The following is an 18,592-nucleotide window of genomic DNA, read 5'->3' as shown; positions in this document are numbered from 1 at the left end:
CGGGTCGGCTCGTTCTCAGAGCCAGCCCTTGACCTGCGCGACGGTGGCGGCGGGGTCGGCGGTGGCGGGCAGGACCTGGAGGTGGGTGACGCCGGCCCCGCGGAAGGCGGCGATCCGCTCCTTGACGTAGGACTCCGGGCCGACGAGGTTGCCGGCCTCGAGCCACTCGTCGGGGACCAGTGCCTCGGCCTCCTTCTTCTTGCCGGAGAGGTAGAGGTCCTGGATCTTCGTGGCCTCCTCCTCGTAGCCGTACTGGCAGGCGAGGTCGTTGTAGAAGTTCTTCCCCTTGGCGCCCATGCCGCCGACGTACAGCGCGTACATCGGGCGGGCGAGGTCGAGCATGCCCTTGACGTCCTCGCCGATCGCGAGCATGCCGCCGGCGGTGACCTGGAGCGGGCCGAGGTCGGCCGAGCGCCGGGCGGCACCCGCGGCGAGCGACTCGCCCCAGACCTCCTGGGCCTTCTCCGGGTAGAACAGGTGCGGCATCCAGCCGTCGGCGACCTCCGCGGTCATCGCGACGTTCTTGTCGCCGAGCGCGGCGACCCAGAGCGGCACCTGGGGGCGCTCGGGGCGGGTGAGCAGCTTGAGCGGCTTGCCGAGGCCGAGGCCCTGGTCGGCGGGCAGCGGCAGGGTGAAGTTGCGGCCGGTGTGGGCCAGCGGCTCACGGCGCAGGCCCTGGCGCAGGATGTCGATGACCTCGCGGGTGCGGCCGAGCGGGCGCTCGTAGGGCATCCCGTGGAAGCCCTCGATGACCTGGGGGCCGGAGGCGCCGAGGCCGATCACGGCGCGCCCGGCGGAGACGTTGTCGAGGCCGGCGGCGGTCTGGAGCAGGGCGCCGGGGGTGCGGGAGAAGACGTTGAGGATGCCCGAGCCGATCTCCACGGTCTCGGTCTTCGCGGCGAGGTAGCCCATCAGCGTGGGGGAGTCGAAGCCGTAGGCCTCGGCCACCCAGACCAGGTCGAGGCCGGCCTTCTCGAGGGCGGCGACCTGGTCGGCCGCGGCGCGCGGGTTGCCGTCGTACATCAGCATCGTGGTCAGCTTCATGAGGTCCAGCACTCCTGCGGTCGACTCTGACAGTGGTTGTGTCACGATAGCCGAACCAGACCGACCGAGAGGAACCACCTGTGAGCGAGCCCACCCCCTACCGCATCGCCGTGATCGGCGGCACCGGCCCGCAGGGCAAGGGCCTCGGCTACCGCTTCGCCCGGCACGGCCACAGCGTCGTCCTCGGCTCGCGCGCGGCCGAGAAGGCCCAGCCCGTCGCGACCGAGGTCACCGAGCGGCTGAGCGGGGTCAAGGGTGCCGGCGAGGTCACCGGCGCGACGAACGCCGACGCGGTCGCCGCCGCCGACGTCGTCCTGCTCGCCGTCCCCTACGACGGCCACGACGAGCTCGTCGCGACCCTGCCGCTGGCCGGCAAGACCGTCATCTCGTGCGTCAACCCGCTGGCCTTCGACAAGCGCGGCGCGCACGGCCGGGTCGTCAACGGCGGCGAGGGCTCGGCCGCCGAGTCGGCCCAGGAGCTGGCTCCCGAGGCCACCGTCGTCGGCGCGTTCCACAACGTGTCCGCGGTGCTGCTCTGGGGCGACGAGGAGTTCCTCGACGAGGACGTCCTCGTCGTCGGCGACGTCGTCGAGGCCAAGGAGGTCGCCATGGACCTCGCGGCCGCCGTCACCGGGCGCCGCGGCATCGACGCCGGCAAGCTGCGGCTGGCCCGCCAGCTCGAGCCGTTCACCGCGGTGCTGATCTCGATCAACCGCAAGTACAAGACCCACGCCGGCGTGCGGATCTCCGGCCTCTGACCCGACCGGGTCCGCCGCCGCTCAGGTCCCGTTCCAGCTGCGCCACAGCGCGGCGTAGGACCCGTCGGCGGCGACCAGGTCGTCGTGCGAGCCGAGCTCGGCGATGACGCCGTCCTCGACGACGGCGACCCGGTCGGCGTCGTGCGCGGAGAACAGGCGGTGCGCGATCGCGATGACCGTCCGGCCCTCGAGGACGGCGGCCAGCGACCGCTCCAGGTGCCGAGCGGCGCGCGGGTCGATCAGCGAGGTCGCCTCGTCGAGGACCAGCGTGTGCGGGTCGGCCAGCACCAGCCGTGCCAGCGCGACCTGCTGCGCCTGCGCCGCGTGCAGCGTGTGGCCGCCGGACCCGACCTCGGTGGACAGGCCGTCCGGGAGGGCGTCGACCCAGTCGAGGGCGTCGACGGCGGCGAGCGCGGCCCGGATGTCGTCCTCGGTCGCGTCCTCCGGGGCGGCGAGCGCGAGGTTCTCGCGCAGGCTGCCCACGAAGACGTGGTGCTCCTGGGTGACCAGGGCGACGTGGCCGCGCAGGTCGCCGAGCGGCAGCTCGACCAGTCCGACGCCGCCCACGGTGACCTCGCCGGTGCGCGGCGGGTGGATGCCGGCCAGCAGCCGGCCCAGGGTCGACTTGCCGGCGCCGGACGGCCCGACCATCGCGATCCGCTCGCCCACGCCGACGTCGAGGTCGACGCCGTGCAGCACGTCGCGGCCCTCGACGTAGGAGAACCGGACGTCGTGCGCGGCGAGCTGCTCGCCGACCGGCTCGCGCCCGCTCACCTCGCGGTCGTCGGGCACCTGCGCGACGCCGAGCAGCCGGGCCAGTGACGCGGCGCCCATCTGGAGCTCGTCGAGGATGGCGACGACCCGGTCGACGGGGTCGATGAGCATCTGGACGTAGAGGACCGCCGTCGTCACGTCGCCGAGCGAGACGCTGCCCTGGCTGTAGAGGTAACCGCCGTAGAGCAGCGTCAGCACCGTCGGGATGATGTAGCTGATGTCCATGCTCGGGAAGAACACCGTGCGCAGGTGCAGCGTGTAGCGCTCCGCGGCGTAGGAGTCGTCGATGTCGGCGTCGATCGCGGTGACCCGCTCGCGACCGAGGCCGAGCGCCTCGACCGTGCGGGAGCCCTCGACGGTCTCGGTGAGGGTCGCGCTGATCCGCGAGTACGTCGCCGACTCGCGCAGGTAGCCGTCCTTGGCGCGGGCGAGGTACCAGCGCAGGCCGACGACCAGGGGCGGCACGCCGAACAGGCAGGGGAGGGCGACCCACCAGCCGACCGAGAGCGCGGCCGCGAAGGTGAGGACGGCGGTGACGCAGGCGATCGTCCACTCGGGCAGCGCCCACCGCACCGACCAGCCGAGCTGCTCGACGTCGCGGCTCGTGCGGGTGAGCAGGTCGCCGGACCCCGTCGACTCGACGACGCCGACCGGCAGGGCCAGCGAGTTCTGCACGAAGTCCTCGCGCAGCTCGGCCAGCACCTGCTCGCCCAGGACCTGGCTGACGTAGCGGGCGTAGCGGGTGAGCACCGTCTGCAGCACCAGGAAGCCGAACAGCGCCAGGACGACCCGGTCGACGTGACCGGTCGTCGACCCGGTCTCGACCGCCTCGACCAGGCCGCCGAGCAGCCGCGGCGCGGCGAGGCCGGCCACGGCGGCCAGCACGTGCAGCGCCAGCGCGGTCCACAGGAGCCGCGGGTGGCGGCGGGCCAGGTCGACGGCGTACCGGCGCAGGGAGCCGCTGTCGGCGACGGGCAGCGTGGTGCCACTCATGCGGGGCCCCTGCGGTGTCCGGCGGAGGAGCGGGGCGGGGGGGACGGAGAGCGACGTGGGGCGGTCACGAGACCGGCACCTCCTCACGGGTCACGACGGCGCGGTAGGCCGGCTCGGTGTGCATCAGGTCGGCGTGGGTGCCGGTCGCGACGACCCGGCCGTCGAGCAGGAACGCGACCTCGTCGGCGGCGTCCAGCACCAGGGGGCTGCTCGTCGTGACGACGGTGGTGCGTCCGGCCCGGTGGCCGCGCAGCCGGGCCGCGATCCGGGCCTCGGTGTGGGCGTCGACGGCGGACGTCGGCTCCACCAGCACCAGCACGTCGGGGTCGACGGTGAGCGCGCGGGCCAGCACGAGCCGCTGCCGCTGGCCACCGGAGAAGCTCCGGCCGCGCTCGGTCACCACGGTGTCGAGCCCCTCGGGCAGGGCCTCGAGGATGTCGTCGGCGGACGCCGTCGCCAGGGCCTCGTCGACGCGCCGGTCGACCCCGCCGCCGCTGCCGGTGACGTCGAGCCGGTCGCCCAGCCGGCCGGAGAAGAGCGCCGCGCCGGTGTCGGAGACGACGACGCGGCGGCGGACGTCCGCACGGCGGAACGCCGTCAGCGGGAGGCCGCCGAGCGTGACGTCGTCGTCGACCTCGGCGGCGCACATGCCGAGCCGGTCGGCCAGCGCGGCCGACTCCTCGGCGGGCTCGCCCACGATCGCGGTCAGGCTGCCGGGGCGCACCGTCAGGCCGCTGCGGGAGTCGGCGAGCACGCTGCCCTCCGGCGGCAGCTCGAGCGGCGCGGCCGGGTCGTGGACGTCGGGCTCGAGCGCCAGGAGCCGGCAGACCCGGACGGCGGAGACCCGGGCCCGGATGACCTTGTTGGCGTACTCCGTCGCCGTGCGCAGCGGGATCATCAGGAACGCCGAGTAGCCGTAGAACGCGACCAGCTCGCCCGGGGTGATCCGGCCGGTGACGGCGTACCGTGCGCCGAGCCAGACCACGACGACCACGAACAGCCCGGGCAGCAGCACCTGCAGCGCGTCGAGCACCGACTGGATCCGCGCGACCGCGACACCCGCGCGCCGGGTCTCCTGCGACTCGCGGCGGTAGCGGGACAGGAAGACCTGCTCGCCGCCGATCCCACGGAGCACCCGCAGCCCGCTGACGATGTCGGTGGCGGTGTTGGAGAGCCGGCCCATCAGCTCGCGCTGCTCGGCGCTGCGCCGCTGCAGCGGCGAGAGCAGCGGCCCGACGAGCAGCATCAGGGCCGGGACGCCGAGCAGGACGACGAGCCCGAGCGTCACCGAGGTCTGCAGCAGGATCACCGCGACCAGGACGAACGACACGACCGCGCCGCTGAAGCGCGCGGTGACGTCCATGACCTGCCCGAGGTGGGAGATGTCGCTGTTGCCGATCGCGACGACCTCGCCGGTCGACACCTTGCGCGGCAGCGTGCCGCCCAGGTGCACCGTGTGCCGGCCGGTCAGCTGGATCGTGCGGTAGGCCGCCGTCAGCCAGTTGGTGACCGCGAAGCGGTGCCGCATGATGCCGCTGCCGGCCTGCACGAGCCCGAGGGCGAACATCACCCCGGCCAGCGTGAGCAGGGCGGACCGGTCGCGGTCGGCGACCCCCTGGTCGATCGCACGCCCGATCACGGCCGGCATCACCGCCTGGCTGCTCATCCAGACGATGCCGAAGAGCATCCCCCCGAGCAGCGTCTGCCACTGCCCCTTCGCCAGCCACCACAGGAACCTCATCGGCGAGCGGTGGTCGGCGGTGCCGGGATGGTCGAGAGGCAGGTGGCGCACCCGCCGACACTACGGACCCGGGCCCGGCACGAGCCACTCGATTACCCCCCGGCCGCCCGGGGGGCCTCAGGAGGCAAGGCCGTCGACGACCTCGACGCCGGGGAGGCCGGTGAGCAGCCGGCCCGGCACGAGCAGCTTGGAACGACGGACGCCGGAGCCGATGACGGCGACGTCCATCTCGAGGACGCGGGTGTCGACGAGGATGCGCCAGCCCGCGGCGACGGGGAGGCCGACCGGCGTGATGCCGCCGTGCTCCATGCCGGACTCCTCGACGGCCCGGTCCGTCGCGAGGAAGGAGCACTTGCGGACGTCGAGCAGCCGCTTGACCAGGCCGTTGACGTCGGCGCGGGTGTCGGCCCGCACCAGGCAGGCGGCGATCCGCTCCTCGCCGTCGCGGCGACCGGCCACGACGACGCAGTTGGCGCCGGTGTCCATGGTCAGGTCGTAGGCCTCGGCCAACGCGGCGGTGTCGGCGACGGCGGGGTCGATCTCCACCACGCCGACCGCCCCGGCGTGCTCCCAGCCGGCCAGGGCCGAGGCCACGGGCGGGGCGAGCAGGTCGGGGCGGTCGAGCGCGGGGACGGTGGTGATCCGGCCCAGGGTCGGTGGTGTCGTCACGGCTCCATCGTGCCGGAGGGGCCGGCAAGGCCCGAGGGGCCCACCCAGCCGGTCCGGCGGGACACGGCCCGGCGCCGGTCGGCGACGACCAGCCCGACCAGCCCGGCGATCCCGGCGAGCACCCACGGCACCGGCATCAGCCAGCGGACGTCGTCGCCGGCGACGACGTCGCCGGCCAGGAGCGCCCAGACGAGGGTCATCCCGGCGAAGGCCACCCCCATGACGAGGTGGCCGATGCTGACCGGGTGCCGGCCCTCGGCCAGGAGGCCGGGCCGTTCCCCGGCGGTGTCGACGCGTCCCGGCTGCTCCATCGGTGTCGTGTCGTCGTTCATCGTCGGACTCCCTCGCGGTGGATGTCGATGTCGCCGAACGTCATCTCGACGTCGAGCCGGAGCTCGGGCGCGTCCAGGGCGCCGTCGGTGGAGGTGGAGGTGGAGGTGGAGGTGGAGGTGGTGCGGGCGCTGTCGTCGAGCTCGTCGCCGAAGACGCGGTGCTCGCCCTCGTCGAGCCGGGAGTCGACGACGACGTCGATCCCGTCGGGCACGATGATCTCGATCCGGCCGGCGAAGTCGACCTCGACGTCGATCCTGCGACCGTCGAGGTTCGCGGGGTCGCTCACCTGGGTCAGGTCGAGCTTGATCTCGCCGACGGTGAGGTCGTAGCGGTCGGCGACGGCGGCGGCCGTCGTCGGTGTCGCGTCCACCCGGCCGGCGTCGACCTCGTCGACGACCAGCCCGCCGGCGGTGGCGAGCGCCGAGACCAGCCCGAGCAGGATGATGCCGCCGGCGCGGCCCCAGAACGCACCGAGCAGGAGCATCGCGGCGCTCACCCCGAGCGCGAGGGCCGGGTAGGCGGAGTCGGCCACCCGGGCGCCGGCCAGGTCGACCATGCCCAGGACACCGAGACCGGCGGCGATCAGGGCGAGGGCGTACCAGAACAGCACCGGGCCGGGGCGCCGCGGCCGGGCCGGCGGCACGACGTACGACGACACCGGCGGGATCCACGAGCCGGGGGGCGCCGGCGAGACCGGCCCCGACGACGCCGTCGGGGCCGTCGGCCCCGTCGAGACGGGCGGGGCGGGGTACGACGGCGCGACGCCGTCGACACGGAGCATCGGGTGCACGCGCGGGCCGTTGCCGCGCACCAGCATGAACGCCAGCACGAGCGCGCCGGCGACGGCGAGCGGCCACGGGAAGCCCCAGCCGCCGAGGCTCTCGCCGAGGACCGCCAGGCCGGCCAGCGCGAAGGCGATGACCACGGCGACGGTCCGGCTGCGGTCGTCGAGGCGGACGACGACGTCCCCGGTCTCCTCCTGCGGCACGACCAGCCACAGCGCGGCGTACAGGATGATGCCGCCGCCGAAGAAGATCAGCACGGCCAGGACGACCCGCGGGATGATCGGGTCGATGTCGAAGTGCCGGGCCAGACCGCCGGCGACACCGGCGATCTTGCGGTCGTGCCGGGTGCGGCGCAGGTTGGCGAGGTCGCGGAGCTGGTCGCGGTTGACGGGCCGCGCTTCGTGGGGAGCCGGACCGCCGGGATCCTGACCCGCGTCGGCCGGTGCCGGGCCCGGAGGAGGTGTGGTGTTCATGTCTCCAGCGTGGTCGAGAAGTCGGCTTCCCACCATCGGGGACGTCCCTGATCCTGCCGACGCCCGACGGGCGTCGTCCCTCAGGGTCGGGCCGGGGGTTCACCTCATGGGGAGGTCGCTCGCGCTGTGTGACGATGGAGTCACCATGAGCACGCCGACGTACGACGGCCGCGCCGCCGTCCGCGGCCCGCACGGCCTGCCCGCGCCCCGCGCCCCGCGGCGGGCGACCCGCGACCTCGAGGAGTCGGTCGTCGGCGGCGTCGCGTCCGGCCTGGCCGCGCACCTGGGGGTGGCGGTGCTGTGGGTGCGCCTGGGCTTCGTCCTGTGCACGGCGCTGAGCGGACTCGGCCTGGCGCTGTACGCCGTCTTCTGGATCGCCCTGCCGGTGGGCCAGCAGTTCGTCCCGGCCGCACCCGGCCTGGAGAGCGCGTCGCGCGGCGGGCGCCGTCCGACGGTGCGGCGCCGGCTCACCGACGTCGGTCCGATCGTCGTGCTGGGAGTCCTCGGCATCGCGGCGCTCTTCACCGTCGAGGCCGTCTTCGGCAGCGGCGCCGTCTTCTGGCCGGTGGCCATCGCGGTCGTCGGCGTCGCCCTGCTGTGGCGACAGGCCGACGAGGTCCAGCGCGAGCGCTGGTTCGACGGCGGCAGCCGGGTCAACCCGATGCGGATCGTCTTCGGCAACGGCGGCTGGGCGTCGTTCGCCCGGGTCGCGACCGGCCTGGCGCTGCTCCTCTCGGCGCTCTTCGTGGTCGGCTTCGACCAGGGCTCGTTGCGCGAGGCCCGCGGTGTCGTCGTCGCCGGCGCGATCGGCATCGCCGGCATCGCCGTCGTCGTCGGGCCCTGGGTCTGGCGGCTGGCCGCCGAGCTGTCCGACGAGCGCGCCGAGCGGGTCCGGACCCAGGAGCGCGCCGACGTCGCCGCGCACCTGCACGACTCCGTGCTCCAGACGTTGGCCCTGATCCAGAAGAACGCCGACGACGGCGCCACCGTCTCCCGCCTCGCCCGCGCCCAGGAGCGCGACCTGCGCGCCTGGCTGTACGCCGGGGAGGCACAGGACGACAGCACCGTCGCCAGCGCGCTGCGGGCCGCGGCCGCCGAGGTCGAGGACGCCCACGGCATCTCCGTCGACGTCGTCACCGTGGGCGACGTCGACCTCGACGAGTCGCTGCGTCCCGTCGTGGCCGCGACCCGCGAGTCGATGACCAACGCCGCCAAGCACGCGGGCGTCGGCCGAGTCGACGTGTACGCCGAGATCACCCCCGGCGCGGTCGACGTGTTCGTCCGCGACCGCGGCGCCGGGTTCGACGTCGCGGCCGTGCCGGAGGACCGTCACGGCGTCCGGCACAGCATCGTCGACCGGATGCGGCGGCACGGCGGCTCGGGCGAGGTCCGGTCGACGCCCGGCGAGGGCACCGAGGTGCGGCTGCACCTGCCGGTCAGCAGCACCGGGCACCACGAGGAGAAGGATGTCTGACATGAGCACGTCGTCCACCGAGCCGGGCCCGCCCGCCGAGACCCTCGTGAGCGTCGTCGTCGTCGACGACCACGCGATGTTCCGCCGCGGGGTCCGCGCCGAGCTGGAGGCCGCCGGCGCCGGCGTCGTCGACGTGCTGGCCGAGGCCGCCGACGTCGACGAGGCGGTCCGGGCCGTCGCCGCGCACCGGCCGGCCGTCGTCCTGCTCGACGTGCACCTGCCCGGCGGCGGAGGGGTCGAGGTGATGCGGAGGTCGCAGTCACCGGAGACGAGGTTCCTCGCGCTGTCGGTCAGCGACGCCGCCGAGGACGTCATCGGCACGATCCGCGGCGGAGCCCGCGGCTACGTCACCAAGACCATCACCGGGCCCGAGCTGGTCGCCGCGATCCGGCGCGTCGCCGAGGGCGACGCCGTCTTCTCGCCGCGGCTCGCCGGCTTCGTCCTCGACGCGTTCGCCGGCTCGATCCAGGTGGCCGCCGTCGACGAGGACCTCGACCGGCTCACCGAGCGCGAGCGGGAGGTGATGCGGCTGATCGCCCGCGGCTACGCCTACAAGGAGGTCGCCAAGGAGCTGTTCATCTCGATCAAGACCGTCGAGACCCACATGTCGTCGGTGCTGCGCAAGCTGCAGCTCTCGTCGCGCCACGAGCTGACCCGGTGGGCGACCGACCGACGCCTGCTGTGAGACGGCTGCTCGCGGTCGCCGCCTGCCTGGCGCTGGTCGCGTGCTCGACACCGGAGGACCAGCCCGCGTCGCCGGCTCCGGGCACCCCGACCACGTCGACGGTCGTGACGTCGTCCCCCGCGCCCGAGCCGCCCCAGCCCGAGCCGCCCGAGTCGGAGCCGCCCGAGTCCGAGCCGCCCGGGCCGGCGTACTCGACCTGGCCGCTCGGCCGACGGGTCCTGCCGCTGCGCGCCGACGGGTTCGGCGAGGTGCGTCCGACCCCGCCCACGCTGCGCGACCGGCGCTACCCGACGACCGACCTGCTCCCGCCCCCGCGCGGCGAGCGGTGGCGCTCGAGGATCGGGCCGGTCACCCCGGCGATCGCGCGCCGGCTGACCTGGACGTCGTCCTGCCCGGTCGCCCTGGCCGACCTGCGGCACGTGACCGTCTCCTTCCGTGGCTACGACGGCGCCGCCCACACCGGTGAGCTCGTCGTCGCCGCGACCGAGGCCGACGCGGTCGCGTCGGTCTTCCGCGCGCTCTACGCCGCCGACTTCCCGATCGAGGAGATGCGGATCCCCGAGCCGGCCGAGCTCGACCTCCCGCCCACCGGCGACGGCAACAACACCGCGGCGTACGTGTGCCGGCCCACGACGGGCCAGTCCTCCGGGTTCTCGGCGCACGCCTACGGGCTGGCGATCGACGTCAACCCGTTCGTGAACCCCTACGAGAAGGGCGACCTCGTGCTCCCCGAGCTCGCGTCCAGCTACCTCGACCGGGCCAGGGAGCGCCCGGGCATGGTGCTCCGGGACGGCCTGGTGGTCCGGGAGTTCGCCCGGATCGGCTGGTCGTGGGGAGGCGACTTCCAGAGCCTGAAGGACTACCAGCACTTCACCGCCACCGGTCGCTGACGGGGCCCGTCGCGCCGATACCCTGCTGCGCATGGAGACCCTGCGCCTGGTCCTGCTCGTCGTGCACGTCCTGGGGTTCTCCGCGCTCATCGGCGGGCTCCTGGCCCAGGCCGGCCCGGGGGAGAAGACGGTCAACGCCGCGATGCGCGACGGGGTGGGCACCGCCTTCGTCGCCGGGCTCGCGCTCGTGGGTGTCCTCGAGGGCCTCGACGCCGACCTCGACCACGCCAAGATCGCGGTCAAGGCGCTCATCGGTCTCGTGCTCCTGGTGCTCGTCATGGCCAACACCCGCAAGCCGCGGATCCCGCAGGGACTGTGGGTCGGTCTCCTCGTGCTGTCGGTCCTCAACGTCGTCGTCGCCGTCGTCTGGTCCTCCGCGCACGCCTGAGCGGCCGCGGGGGCAACGGCGAGGCGCCCGCTGTCGGAGGGTCGCCGTAGGCTGGGACCAGCATGAGCGCGCAACCATTTCTCGAGGGGCTCGGCGTCGAGGGCACCGCCCCCGCCGAGGCCCGGACGACCCGCCGCGGTCCCACGCCCGATGAGCTGCTGGACGGGCTCAACGAGCCCCAGCGCGAGGCCGTCCGGCACGCGGGGCGACCCCTGCTGGTCGTCGCCGGCGCCGGGTCGGGCAAGACCCGGGTGCTGACCCGGCGGATCGCCTGGCTGATCTCCGAGCGCAAGGCACACCCCGGCTCGATCCTGGCGATCACCTTCACCAACAAGGCGGCCGCCGAGATGAAGGAGCGGGTCGAGGAGCTCGTCGGACGGCGGGCCCGGCTGATGTGGGTGAGCACGTTCCACTCGGCGTGCGTGCGGATCCTGCGCAAGGAGATCACCGTGCTCGAGCGGGAGGGGCGGACCTACCGGTCCAACTTCTCCATCTACGACGCCCAGGACCAGAAGCGCCTGATGACGATGGTCATCAAGGACCTCGACCTCGACCCGCGGCGGTTCCAGCCCGGGCCGGTGCTGCACTGGGTGAGCAACCACAAGAACGAGCTGCGTGACGACGAGGACGCCGCCAAGGACGCCAAGAACGGCGTCGAGGAGGCCTTCGCCCAGGCCTACACGCTCTACCAGCGGCGCCTGCGCGAGGCCAACGCCCTCGACTTCGACGACCTCATCATGCTCACGGTGCACCTGCTGCAGACGTTCCCCGACGTCCGCGAGACCTACCGCCGGCGGTTCCGGCACGTGCTGGTCGACGAGTACCAGGACACCAACCACGCGCAGTACGCGCTGATCCACCAGCTGTGCGCCGACCGGGTCGACGACATGGGCTCGCTCGACGACGGGGAGCGGATCGAGCCGGCCGAGCTGATGGTCGTCGGGGACGCCGACCAGTCGATCTACGCCTTCCGCGGCGCCAACATCCGCAACATCCTCGACTTCGAGCAGGACTTCCCCGACGCGACCTCGATCCTGCTCGAGCAGAACTACCGCTCCACGCAGACGATCCTCACCGCCGCCAACTCCGTCATCAGCCGCAACCAGGGCCGCAAGGAGAAGCGGCTGTGGTCCGAGGCCGGCGACGGCGAGCACATCGTCGGCTACGTGGCCGACGACGAGCGCGACGAGGCCCGCTTCGTCAGCGACGAGATCGACAAGCTCACCGACGACGGACTGCGCCCCGGCGACGTCGCCGTGTTCTACCGCACCAACGCCCAGTCCCGCGTGCTGGAGGAGGTGTTCATCCGCACCGGCATGCCCTACAAGGTCGTCGGCGGCGTCCGCTTCTACGAACGCCGGGAGGTCCGCGACGCGTTGGCCTACCTGCGGATGCTGGTCAACCCCGACGACTCCGTGTCGCTGCGCCGCATCCTCAACGTGCCCAAGCGCGGGATCGGCGACCGCGCCGTGGAGTGCGTCAACGCGCTCTCGGAGCGGGAGCGGATCCCGTTCTGGGAGGCGCTGCGCCGCGCCGACGAGGCGCCCGGCCTCGCCACCCGCTCGCTCACCAACATCCGCGGCTTCGTCGGGCTGGTGACCGAGCTCCAGTCGATGGTCGACGCGGGGGAGCGGCCCGACGTCGTCCTCGACTCGGTGCTCGACAAGTCCGGCTACCTCGCCGAGCTCGAGGCCTCCGACGACCCGCAGGACGCCACCCGCGTCGAGAACCTCGGCGAGCTCGTCGCCGTGGCACGCGAGTTCTCCGACGACCCGGTGGCCGGGCCGTCGGCCGACCCCGCCGACGTCGACGCCGACCTGGTGACGCCGGGGCTCGGCGACTTCCTCGAGCGGGTCGCGCTGGTCGCCGACACCGACCAGATCCCCGACGACGAGGCCGAGGCGCAGGGCGTGGTCACGCTGATGACCCTGCACACCGCGAAGGGCCTCGAGTTCCCGACGGTCTTCCTCACCGGGCTCGAGGACGGCGTGTTCCCGCACTCCCGGTCGCTCGGCGACCGCCCCGAGCTCGAGGAGGAGCGCCGGCTCGCCTACGTCGGCATCACCCGCGCCCGCGAGCGGCTCTACATCTCGCGGGCCGTCGTCCGCTCGGCCTGGGGATCGCCGTCCCACAACCCCGCGAGCCGGTTCCTCGACGAGCTGCCCGTCGACCTCGTCGACTGGCGCCGCACCGAGGCCGCCCAGACGCAGTGGGGTCGCCCCGACTGGGCCTCGTCGTCCCCGGCGGCCAGCGGCTACGGCCAGCAGACCGCCGCCGGCCGCCGCAACTTCTCCGCCGCCGCCGCCCGCGCCGACGCCGCCGCCAAGGCGAAGCCGGCGCGCCAGATCCCGAGCCTCGACCCCGGCGACCGGGTCCTGCACGACTCCTTCGGCATGGGCACCGTCGTCGCGCTCGAGGGCGCCGCCGACAAGACCGTCGCCTCGATCGACTTCGGCTCCGAGGGCGTCAAGCGGCTCCTCCTGCGCTACGCCCCGGTGGAGAAGCTGTAGCGCCGAGCGTGCGGGGCGCGCCGGCTCCCACGGTCACCGAACAGGTGCGGCACGCGGGTGGCATGGCCCCTTGCTCGACCACCGGTGTTCGCGTCGTGTCGGACCCGGCCGTCGCAGGCTCGGGCTACGCCGGCCCGCCGCTCACGGCGTCACGCCGTGCTGGACGAAGGCGGCGTAGGGGTCGACCGGGTCGCCGCCGCCGGGGCGGACCTCGACGTGCAGGTGCGAGCCGGTGACGTTGCCGGTCGTGCCGACGGTGCCGATGATGTCGTTGCCGTTGACGATGTCGCCGACGGAGACGTACTGGTCGGTCTGGTGGCAGTACCAGATCTCGGTGCCGTCCTCGAGCGTGATGACGGTCTTGTTGCCGTAGGACCCGTCGTAGCCGACGAAGGTCACGGTGCCGTTGGCGATCGCGTGGATCGAGTCGCCGGTCTCGCCGTTGAAGTCGAGGCCCGTGTGGTAGCTGGCCCACAGCCCGGTCTGGCCGAACGTCGCGGTGGTGATCGACGGGTTGAGCGGGAGGAACCAGCGGTTCTCCTTGATCTTGGCCGCCTGCTTCTCGGCCTGCGCGGCGAGCTCGCCCAGGGCGGCGTTGCGCTGCTCGGCCTGGGCCTCCGCGGCCGCGACGAGCGCCTCGTCGCCGTTGGCCTGGTCGAGCGCGCCCCGGTCGGAGGAGCGGCTGACGTCGGCGCGCAGCCCGTCGACGGTGCCGGTGCCGCCCGAGCCGCTGAGCGCGGTGGCTGGCCGGACGTCGTTGACGACGACGGTGCGAGCGAGCTCCTGGTCGGTGCCCGCGCCCGAGGTGAGCACGCCGCCGACGGCGACGGCGAGGGTCGCGACACCGAGCAGCAGCGGCGGGGACGGCAGGCCGCGGAAGAGCGAGCCGCGCGCACCGGCGTGCCGGACCGCCTTGCGCCTGCCCGGCGTGGCCTCGCGGACCAGCGGGATCTCGGCGGTGACGTCGAGGTCACCGAAGTAGTGGGTGCCCGTGTGGGTGCCCGTGCGGGCCGGTGCGGGGGCCGCGACCGGAGCCGCGGCGGGCTCGACGTGGGCGACCTGCTCGAGCGGAGGGGCTACGACGACGGGCTCGGGACGAGCGACGCGACGGCCCACGTACGGGGTGTCCGGTCGGGTCTCCGGGCGTCGACGCGGCGCGCGGCGATCCGCTCGGTGGTTTCCCATAGGTCAGACGACTCCGTTGGTTGCTGGTGCTGCACGCGTGGGGGAGACGTGCCGAACAGTGGTGGTCGAGAACGACGCGTCACTCTAACCGAGCCGGGGACCTGTCCGAAATCATCGTCCACAGCACGTGCGGACGACGTCGGGCGGACGGGCGGGTGGATCGCGGGGATGCGGCGATCCGGACCTCGGCGCGGCACCACGCCGCGACGGGACTAGGGTGCCACGAGGAAGCACGCCAGCGCGCGGCTCGCGCCCTCGAGGCCGGACCGGGCCGCTCGCTCCGACGCGTGACAACCCTCTCGAGAACGTGGTGAACCAGTGGACCTGATGGAGTTTCAAGCGAAGGAGCTCTTCGCCAAGCATGGTGTCGCGACGACCCTCGGTGTCGTCGTCGAGACCGCTGAGGCCGCCAAGGCCGCCGCCGAGCAGATCGGCGGCGTCACCGTCGTGAAGGCCCAGGTCAAGGCCGGCGGACGAGGCAAGGCCGGCGGCGTCAAGCTCGCCAAGACCCCCGACGAGGCGTTCGAGCACGCCACCAACATCCTCGCCCTGGAGATCAAGGGCCTCCCGGTCAACCGGGTGCTGATCACCCCGGCCACGCCCCCCGAGGAGGAGTACTACTTCTCCTTCCTGCTCGACCGCGCCAACCGGCAGTACCTCTGCATCGCCAGCGTCGAGGGTGGGGTGGAGATCGAGGAGGTCGCCAAGACCAACCCGGACGCCGTGAAGCAGATCCCGATCGACCCCGGCACCGGCGTCGACGAGGCCAAGGCCCGCGAGATCGCGACCGAGGCGAAGTTCCCCGAGGCCGTCTTCGAGCAGGCCGTCGCCATGATCGAGTCGCTCTACCGGGTCTTCGTCGAGGAGGACGCCACGCTCGTCGAGGTGAACCCGCTCGCGCGGCTCGCCGGCGACAAGCTCGAGGCGCTCGACGGCAAGGTCTCCCTCGACGAGAACGCCTCCGAGGTGCGTCACCCCGACCACGAGGCGTTCGAGATCAAGGACGAGACGGACCCGCTCGAGGCGAAGGCCAAGGAGAAGGGCCTCAACTACGTCAAGCTCGACGGTGCCGTCGGCATCATCGGCAACGGCGCCGGACTGGTCATGTCGACCCTCGACGTCGTCGCGTACGCCGGCGAGGTCCACGGCGGCGTGAAGCCGGCCAACTTCCTCGACATCGGCGGCGGCGCGAACGCGCAGGTCATGGCCGACGGCCTCGACGTGATCCTCGGCGACGAGCAGGTCAGGAGCGTCTTCGTGAACGTCTTCGGCGGCATCACCGCCTGCGACGAGGTCGCCAACGGCATCAAGGGTGCGCTGGAGATCCTCGGCGACGCCGCGACCAAGCCGCTCGTCGTCCGCCTCGACGGCAACAACGTCGACAAGGGCCGAGCGATCCTCGACGAGCTGAACCACCCGCTGGTGACGCAGGTCCCGACCATGGACGGCGCGGCCGACAAGGCCGCCGAGCTCGCCAACAACGCCTGAGACCGGAGAGATCACGACGTGTCTATTTACCTGAACAAGGACAGCAAGATCATCGTCCAGGGCATCACCGGTGGGATGGGCGCCAAGCACACCACCCTGATGCTCCAGTCCGGCAGCAACATCGTCGGCGGCGTCAACGCCCGCAAGGCCGGCACCACGGTCGAGCTGGACGGCAAGGAGCTGCCGGTCTACGGCACCGTCGAGGAGGCGATGCGCGAGACCGGCGCCGACGTGTCGGTGGCCTTCGTGCCGCCGGCGTTCACCAAGGACGCCTGCATCGAGGCCATCGACGCCGGCATCGGCCTGCTCGTGGTCATCACCGAGGGCGTGCCGGTCCAGGACACCGCCGAGGTGTGGTCCTACCTGCAGGGCAGGTCGACCCGGATGATCGGGCCGAACTGCCCCGGCATCATCACCCCGGGCGAGTCGCTGGCCGGCATCACGCCGCACACCATCGCCGGCACCGGCCCGATCGGCCTGGTGTCGAAGTCGGGCACCCTGACCTACCAGATGATGTACGAGCTCAAGGACTTCGGCTTCTCCACCGCCATCGGCATCGGCGGCGACCCGATCGTGGGCACCACCCACATCGACGCCCTCGCGGCGTTCGAGGCCGACCCCGACACCAAGGCGATCGTGATGATCGGCGAGATCGGTGGGGACGCCGAGGAGCGGGCCGCGGCCTACATCAAGGACAACGTGACCAAGCCGGTCGTCGGCTACGTCGCGGGCTTCACCGCCCCCGAGGGCAAGACGATGGGCCACGCCGGCGCCATCGTGTCCGGCTCCTCGGGCACCGCGGCCGCGAAGCAGGAGGCCCTCGAGGCCGTCGGCGTCAAGGTCGGCAAGACGCCGTCCGAGACCGCCGCCCTGATGCGCGAGATCCTGCAGGGCCTCTGACCGCACCGGTCACCCGGAACGGTCCGACGACGGCCCGCCACCTCGATCGAGGTGGCGGGCCGTCCGTCGTCGCGGCGCAGGACCGGCGGGGTCAGCAGCCGGCCACGGTGAAGGCGCACATCGCGGCGACGACGTCGCCGGACCGGTCGGTCATCACCTCGGCGAGGTTCCGGGCCGCGGCCGCGTCGCCGGCGCTGCCCTCGGTGGAGGTGGAGTCGAGGAGCACCGCGCTGCCCACCCTGACGACCTGGAGCGCGCTGACCCCGATGGCCGGCCTCCCGTCGTGCTCGGCGCTGCGGACGACGGCGAACGACTGCCCGCCGACCGCGGTGTCGAAGGTGCGCACCGGGTAGGAGAGCCCGTCCTCGCTCTGCGTGGGGCAGGCGGCGTAGAAGTCGCGGAGGTCGGTGACGAAGGCGACCGCCGCGTCGGCGTCGGCGAAGCTCAGCAGCTCGCGGCCGAGGTAGGCCTCGACGTCGGAGAACTGGGCGCGCACGACCTCGGTCGGGTCGCCGCCGGGCGCCGCGCTGTCGCAGGCGTGGTCGGCGAACGGGGCGTCGAGCTCGGCGACGGGCAGCTCGAGGCCGGCGGAGCCGGACTCGGTGACCTCGGTCGGCCACCCGGCGGCGAGGGGGAGGTCGCCGGCCGACGGCGTGGTCCCTTGGCCCGTGTCCGGGCTGGTCTCCGGGCTGGTTTCCGGGCTGGGGTCGGGCGTGGCCGTCCCGAGGTCAGCCATCGCCTCCAGCACCGGCCGGGACGACGTCCGGGCCTCGTCGACCGAGGACGCGATGGACTCGGGGCTGGTCCCGCCCTCGCCGTAGTACGACGCGAGGTACAGCGCCGGCCCGACCTGGACGACCTCGATGACTTCCAGGCCGGGGTCGAAGGCGCCCCCGTAGCGGTAGCGGTGGGTGTAGGTCGACGACCCCGGGCCGCGATCGATCTCCTCGTAGACCTGGTCGGTGCCGCCCACCGTCGCGTCGGGGCAGGCGGCGAACGCCGCGCGGGCGTGGTCGAGGGCCGCGGTCGCGGCGGCCTCGTCGGCGTACAGGGCGAGGGTGCGGCCGCGGAAGTCCTCGGCCTCGCCGGCGTAGGTGACCCCGGCGACGTCGACCGTCCCGTCGCGGGTCCAGGCCTCGTCCTCGCACAGCTCGACACCGTCGGTGCCGGGCCGCGCGGTCACCCGGACCGGCGTGCCGTCGTCGCCGTTGGTGGCGGGCAGTGCGGCCGCCAGGGGGAAGTCGTCGGGGAGCCGGGTGGCCGGCGGCTCGGCCGAGGGGACGGCGTCCGCGACCGTGGTCGCCGTCCCGCCCCCGTCGGCTGCCTGCGGGCCGGCCGCGTCGCCGCTGCGGGCGTCGCCGCAGCCGGTCACGCAGAGCGGGACGAGGACGGCGACGGCAGCGGCCGTCCCTCGGGTGAGCAGGCGGTGTCCGGCGTTCATGCGGGGCTCCTTCGGCTGGGGTCGTCGTGCAGGGGTGGGACGGTCGGCCGGCCGGAGAAGT

The 18,592-nt window shown here is 73.4% G+C and carries 16 protein-coding genes; 8 read left to right on the top strand and 8 right to left on the bottom strand.

All coding sequences use genetic code 11. The annotated features are described in order from the left end of the window. Positions 1–15: 15 nt before the first annotated feature. On the bottom strand, positions 16–1,056 hold the full coding sequence (locus tag E4623_RS01280) for an LLM class F420-dependent oxidoreductase (RefSeq protein ID WP_280633618.1): 1,041 nt from the start codon (positions 1,054–1,056) through the stop codon (positions 16–18). Between the two features lie 68 nt (positions 1,057–1,124). Here E4623_RS01280 and npdG point away from each other — a divergent pair, with 68 nt between their 5' ends. Next, entirely contained in the window at positions 1,125–1,802 is a 678-nt protein-coding gene (gene npdG / locus E4623_RS01275; RefSeq protein WP_134764709.1) for an NADPH-dependent F420 reductase, read from the top strand. Between the two features lie 21 nt (positions 1,803–1,823). Here the strand turns inward: npdG and E4623_RS01270 are convergent, their stop codons facing one another. The 5 genes from E4623_RS01270 to E4623_RS01255 form a co-directional block, all read right to left on the bottom strand. After that, positions 1,824–3,569, bottom strand: a complete 1,746-nt coding sequence (locus E4623_RS01270) for an ABC transporter ATP-binding protein (RefSeq protein WP_134764708.1) — start codon at positions 3,567–3,569, stop codon at positions 1,824–1,826. Positions 3,570–3,633: 64 nt separating this feature from the next. Further along, positions 3,634–5,361, bottom strand: a complete 1,728-nt coding sequence (locus E4623_RS01265) for an ABC transporter ATP-binding protein (RefSeq protein ID WP_209020438.1) — start codon at positions 5,359–5,361, stop codon at positions 3,634–3,636. Between the two features lie 66 nt (positions 5,362–5,427). After that, positions 5,428–5,979, bottom strand: coding sequence for a YbaK/EbsC family protein (locus E4623_RS01260; RefSeq protein ID WP_134764707.1), 552 nt, complete (start codon positions 5,977–5,979; stop codon positions 5,428–5,430). Continuing rightward, positions 5,976–6,311, bottom strand: a complete 336-nt coding sequence (locus E4623_RS22415) for a hypothetical protein (RefSeq protein ID WP_167736420.1) — start codon at positions 6,309–6,311, stop codon at positions 5,976–5,978. The genes E4623_RS01260 and E4623_RS22415 overlap by 4 nt, the downstream gene beginning before the upstream one ends. Next, positions 6,308–7,570, bottom strand: a complete 1,263-nt coding sequence (locus E4623_RS01255) for a PspC domain-containing protein (RefSeq protein WP_167736419.1) — start codon at positions 7,568–7,570, stop codon at positions 6,308–6,310. The genes E4623_RS22415 and E4623_RS01255 overlap by 4 nt, the downstream gene beginning before the upstream one ends. A gap of 145 nt (positions 7,571–7,715) precedes the next feature. Here E4623_RS01255 and E4623_RS01250 point away from each other — a divergent pair, with 145 nt between their 5' ends. From E4623_RS01250 to pcrA, 5 genes are all read left to right on the top strand, one after another. Continuing rightward, positions 7,716–9,044 carry an ATP-binding protein gene (locus E4623_RS01250; RefSeq protein WP_134764705.1) on the top strand — a complete coding sequence of 443 codons (1,329 nt, stop codon included), beginning with the start codon at positions 7,716–7,718 and terminating at the stop codon, positions 9,042–9,044. A 1-nt stretch (position 9,045) separates the two neighbouring features. After that, a complete protein-coding gene (locus E4623_RS01245) occupies positions 9,046–9,729 on the top strand; it encodes a response regulator transcription factor (protein WP_209020437.1) in 684 nt (227 codons plus the stop codon). Next, positions 9,726–10,619 (top strand): M15 family metallopeptidase, encoded by an 894-nt coding sequence (locus tag E4623_RS01240; protein ID WP_209020436.1) that lies wholly within the window; start codon positions 9,726–9,728, stop codon positions 10,617–10,619. The genes E4623_RS01245 and E4623_RS01240 overlap by 4 nt, the downstream gene beginning before the upstream one ends. A 31-nt stretch (positions 10,620–10,650) precedes the next feature. After that, complete coding sequence (locus E4623_RS01235) at positions 10,651–11,007, top strand: hypothetical protein (protein ID WP_134764703.1); 357 nt, start codon at positions 10,651–10,653, stop codon at positions 11,005–11,007. Positions 11,008–11,069: 62 nt separating this feature from the next. Further along, entirely contained in the window at positions 11,070–13,517 is a 2,448-nt protein-coding gene (pcrA, locus tag E4623_RS01230) for a DNA helicase PcrA (RefSeq protein WP_134764702.1), read from the top strand. Between the two features lie 141 nt (positions 13,518–13,658). On the opposite strand, the gene E4623_RS01225 is transcribed toward pcrA, so the two are convergent. Further along, positions 13,659–14,633, bottom strand: coding sequence for a M23 family metallopeptidase (locus E4623_RS01225; RefSeq protein WP_134764701.1), 975 nt, complete (start codon positions 14,631–14,633; stop codon positions 13,659–13,661). Between the two features lie 387 nt (positions 14,634–15,020). Between E4623_RS01225 and sucC the strand changes: the two genes are divergently transcribed. Next, the gene (sucC, locus tag E4623_RS01220) at positions 15,021–16,190 is read left to right on the top strand and encodes an ADP-forming succinate--CoA ligase subunit beta (protein WP_134764700.1); all 1,170 of its coding nucleotides are present in this window, start codon (positions 15,021–15,023) and stop codon (positions 16,188–16,190) included. 18 nt (positions 16,191–16,208) lie between these two features. Continuing rightward, positions 16,209–17,090 carry a succinate--CoA ligase subunit alpha gene (gene sucD / locus E4623_RS01215; RefSeq protein ID WP_134764699.1) on the top strand — a complete coding sequence of 294 codons (882 nt, stop codon included), beginning with the start codon at positions 16,209–16,211 and terminating at the stop codon, positions 17,088–17,090. 91 nt (positions 17,091–17,181) lie between these two features. On the opposite strand, the gene E4623_RS01210 is transcribed toward sucD, so the two are convergent. Continuing rightward, entirely contained in the window at positions 17,182–18,531 is a 1,350-nt protein-coding gene (locus E4623_RS01210; protein WP_134764698.1) for a hypothetical protein, read from the bottom strand. Between the last annotated feature and the right edge of the window lie 61 nt (positions 18,532–18,592).

Source organism: Nocardioides sp. 1609, from assembly GCF_004522105.1.
In the GTDB taxonomy this organism is placed as follows: domain Bacteria; phylum Actinomycetota; class Actinomycetes; order Propionibacteriales; family Nocardioidaceae; genus Nocardioides.
This window is presented reverse-complemented; position numbering and strand designations above follow the sequence as displayed.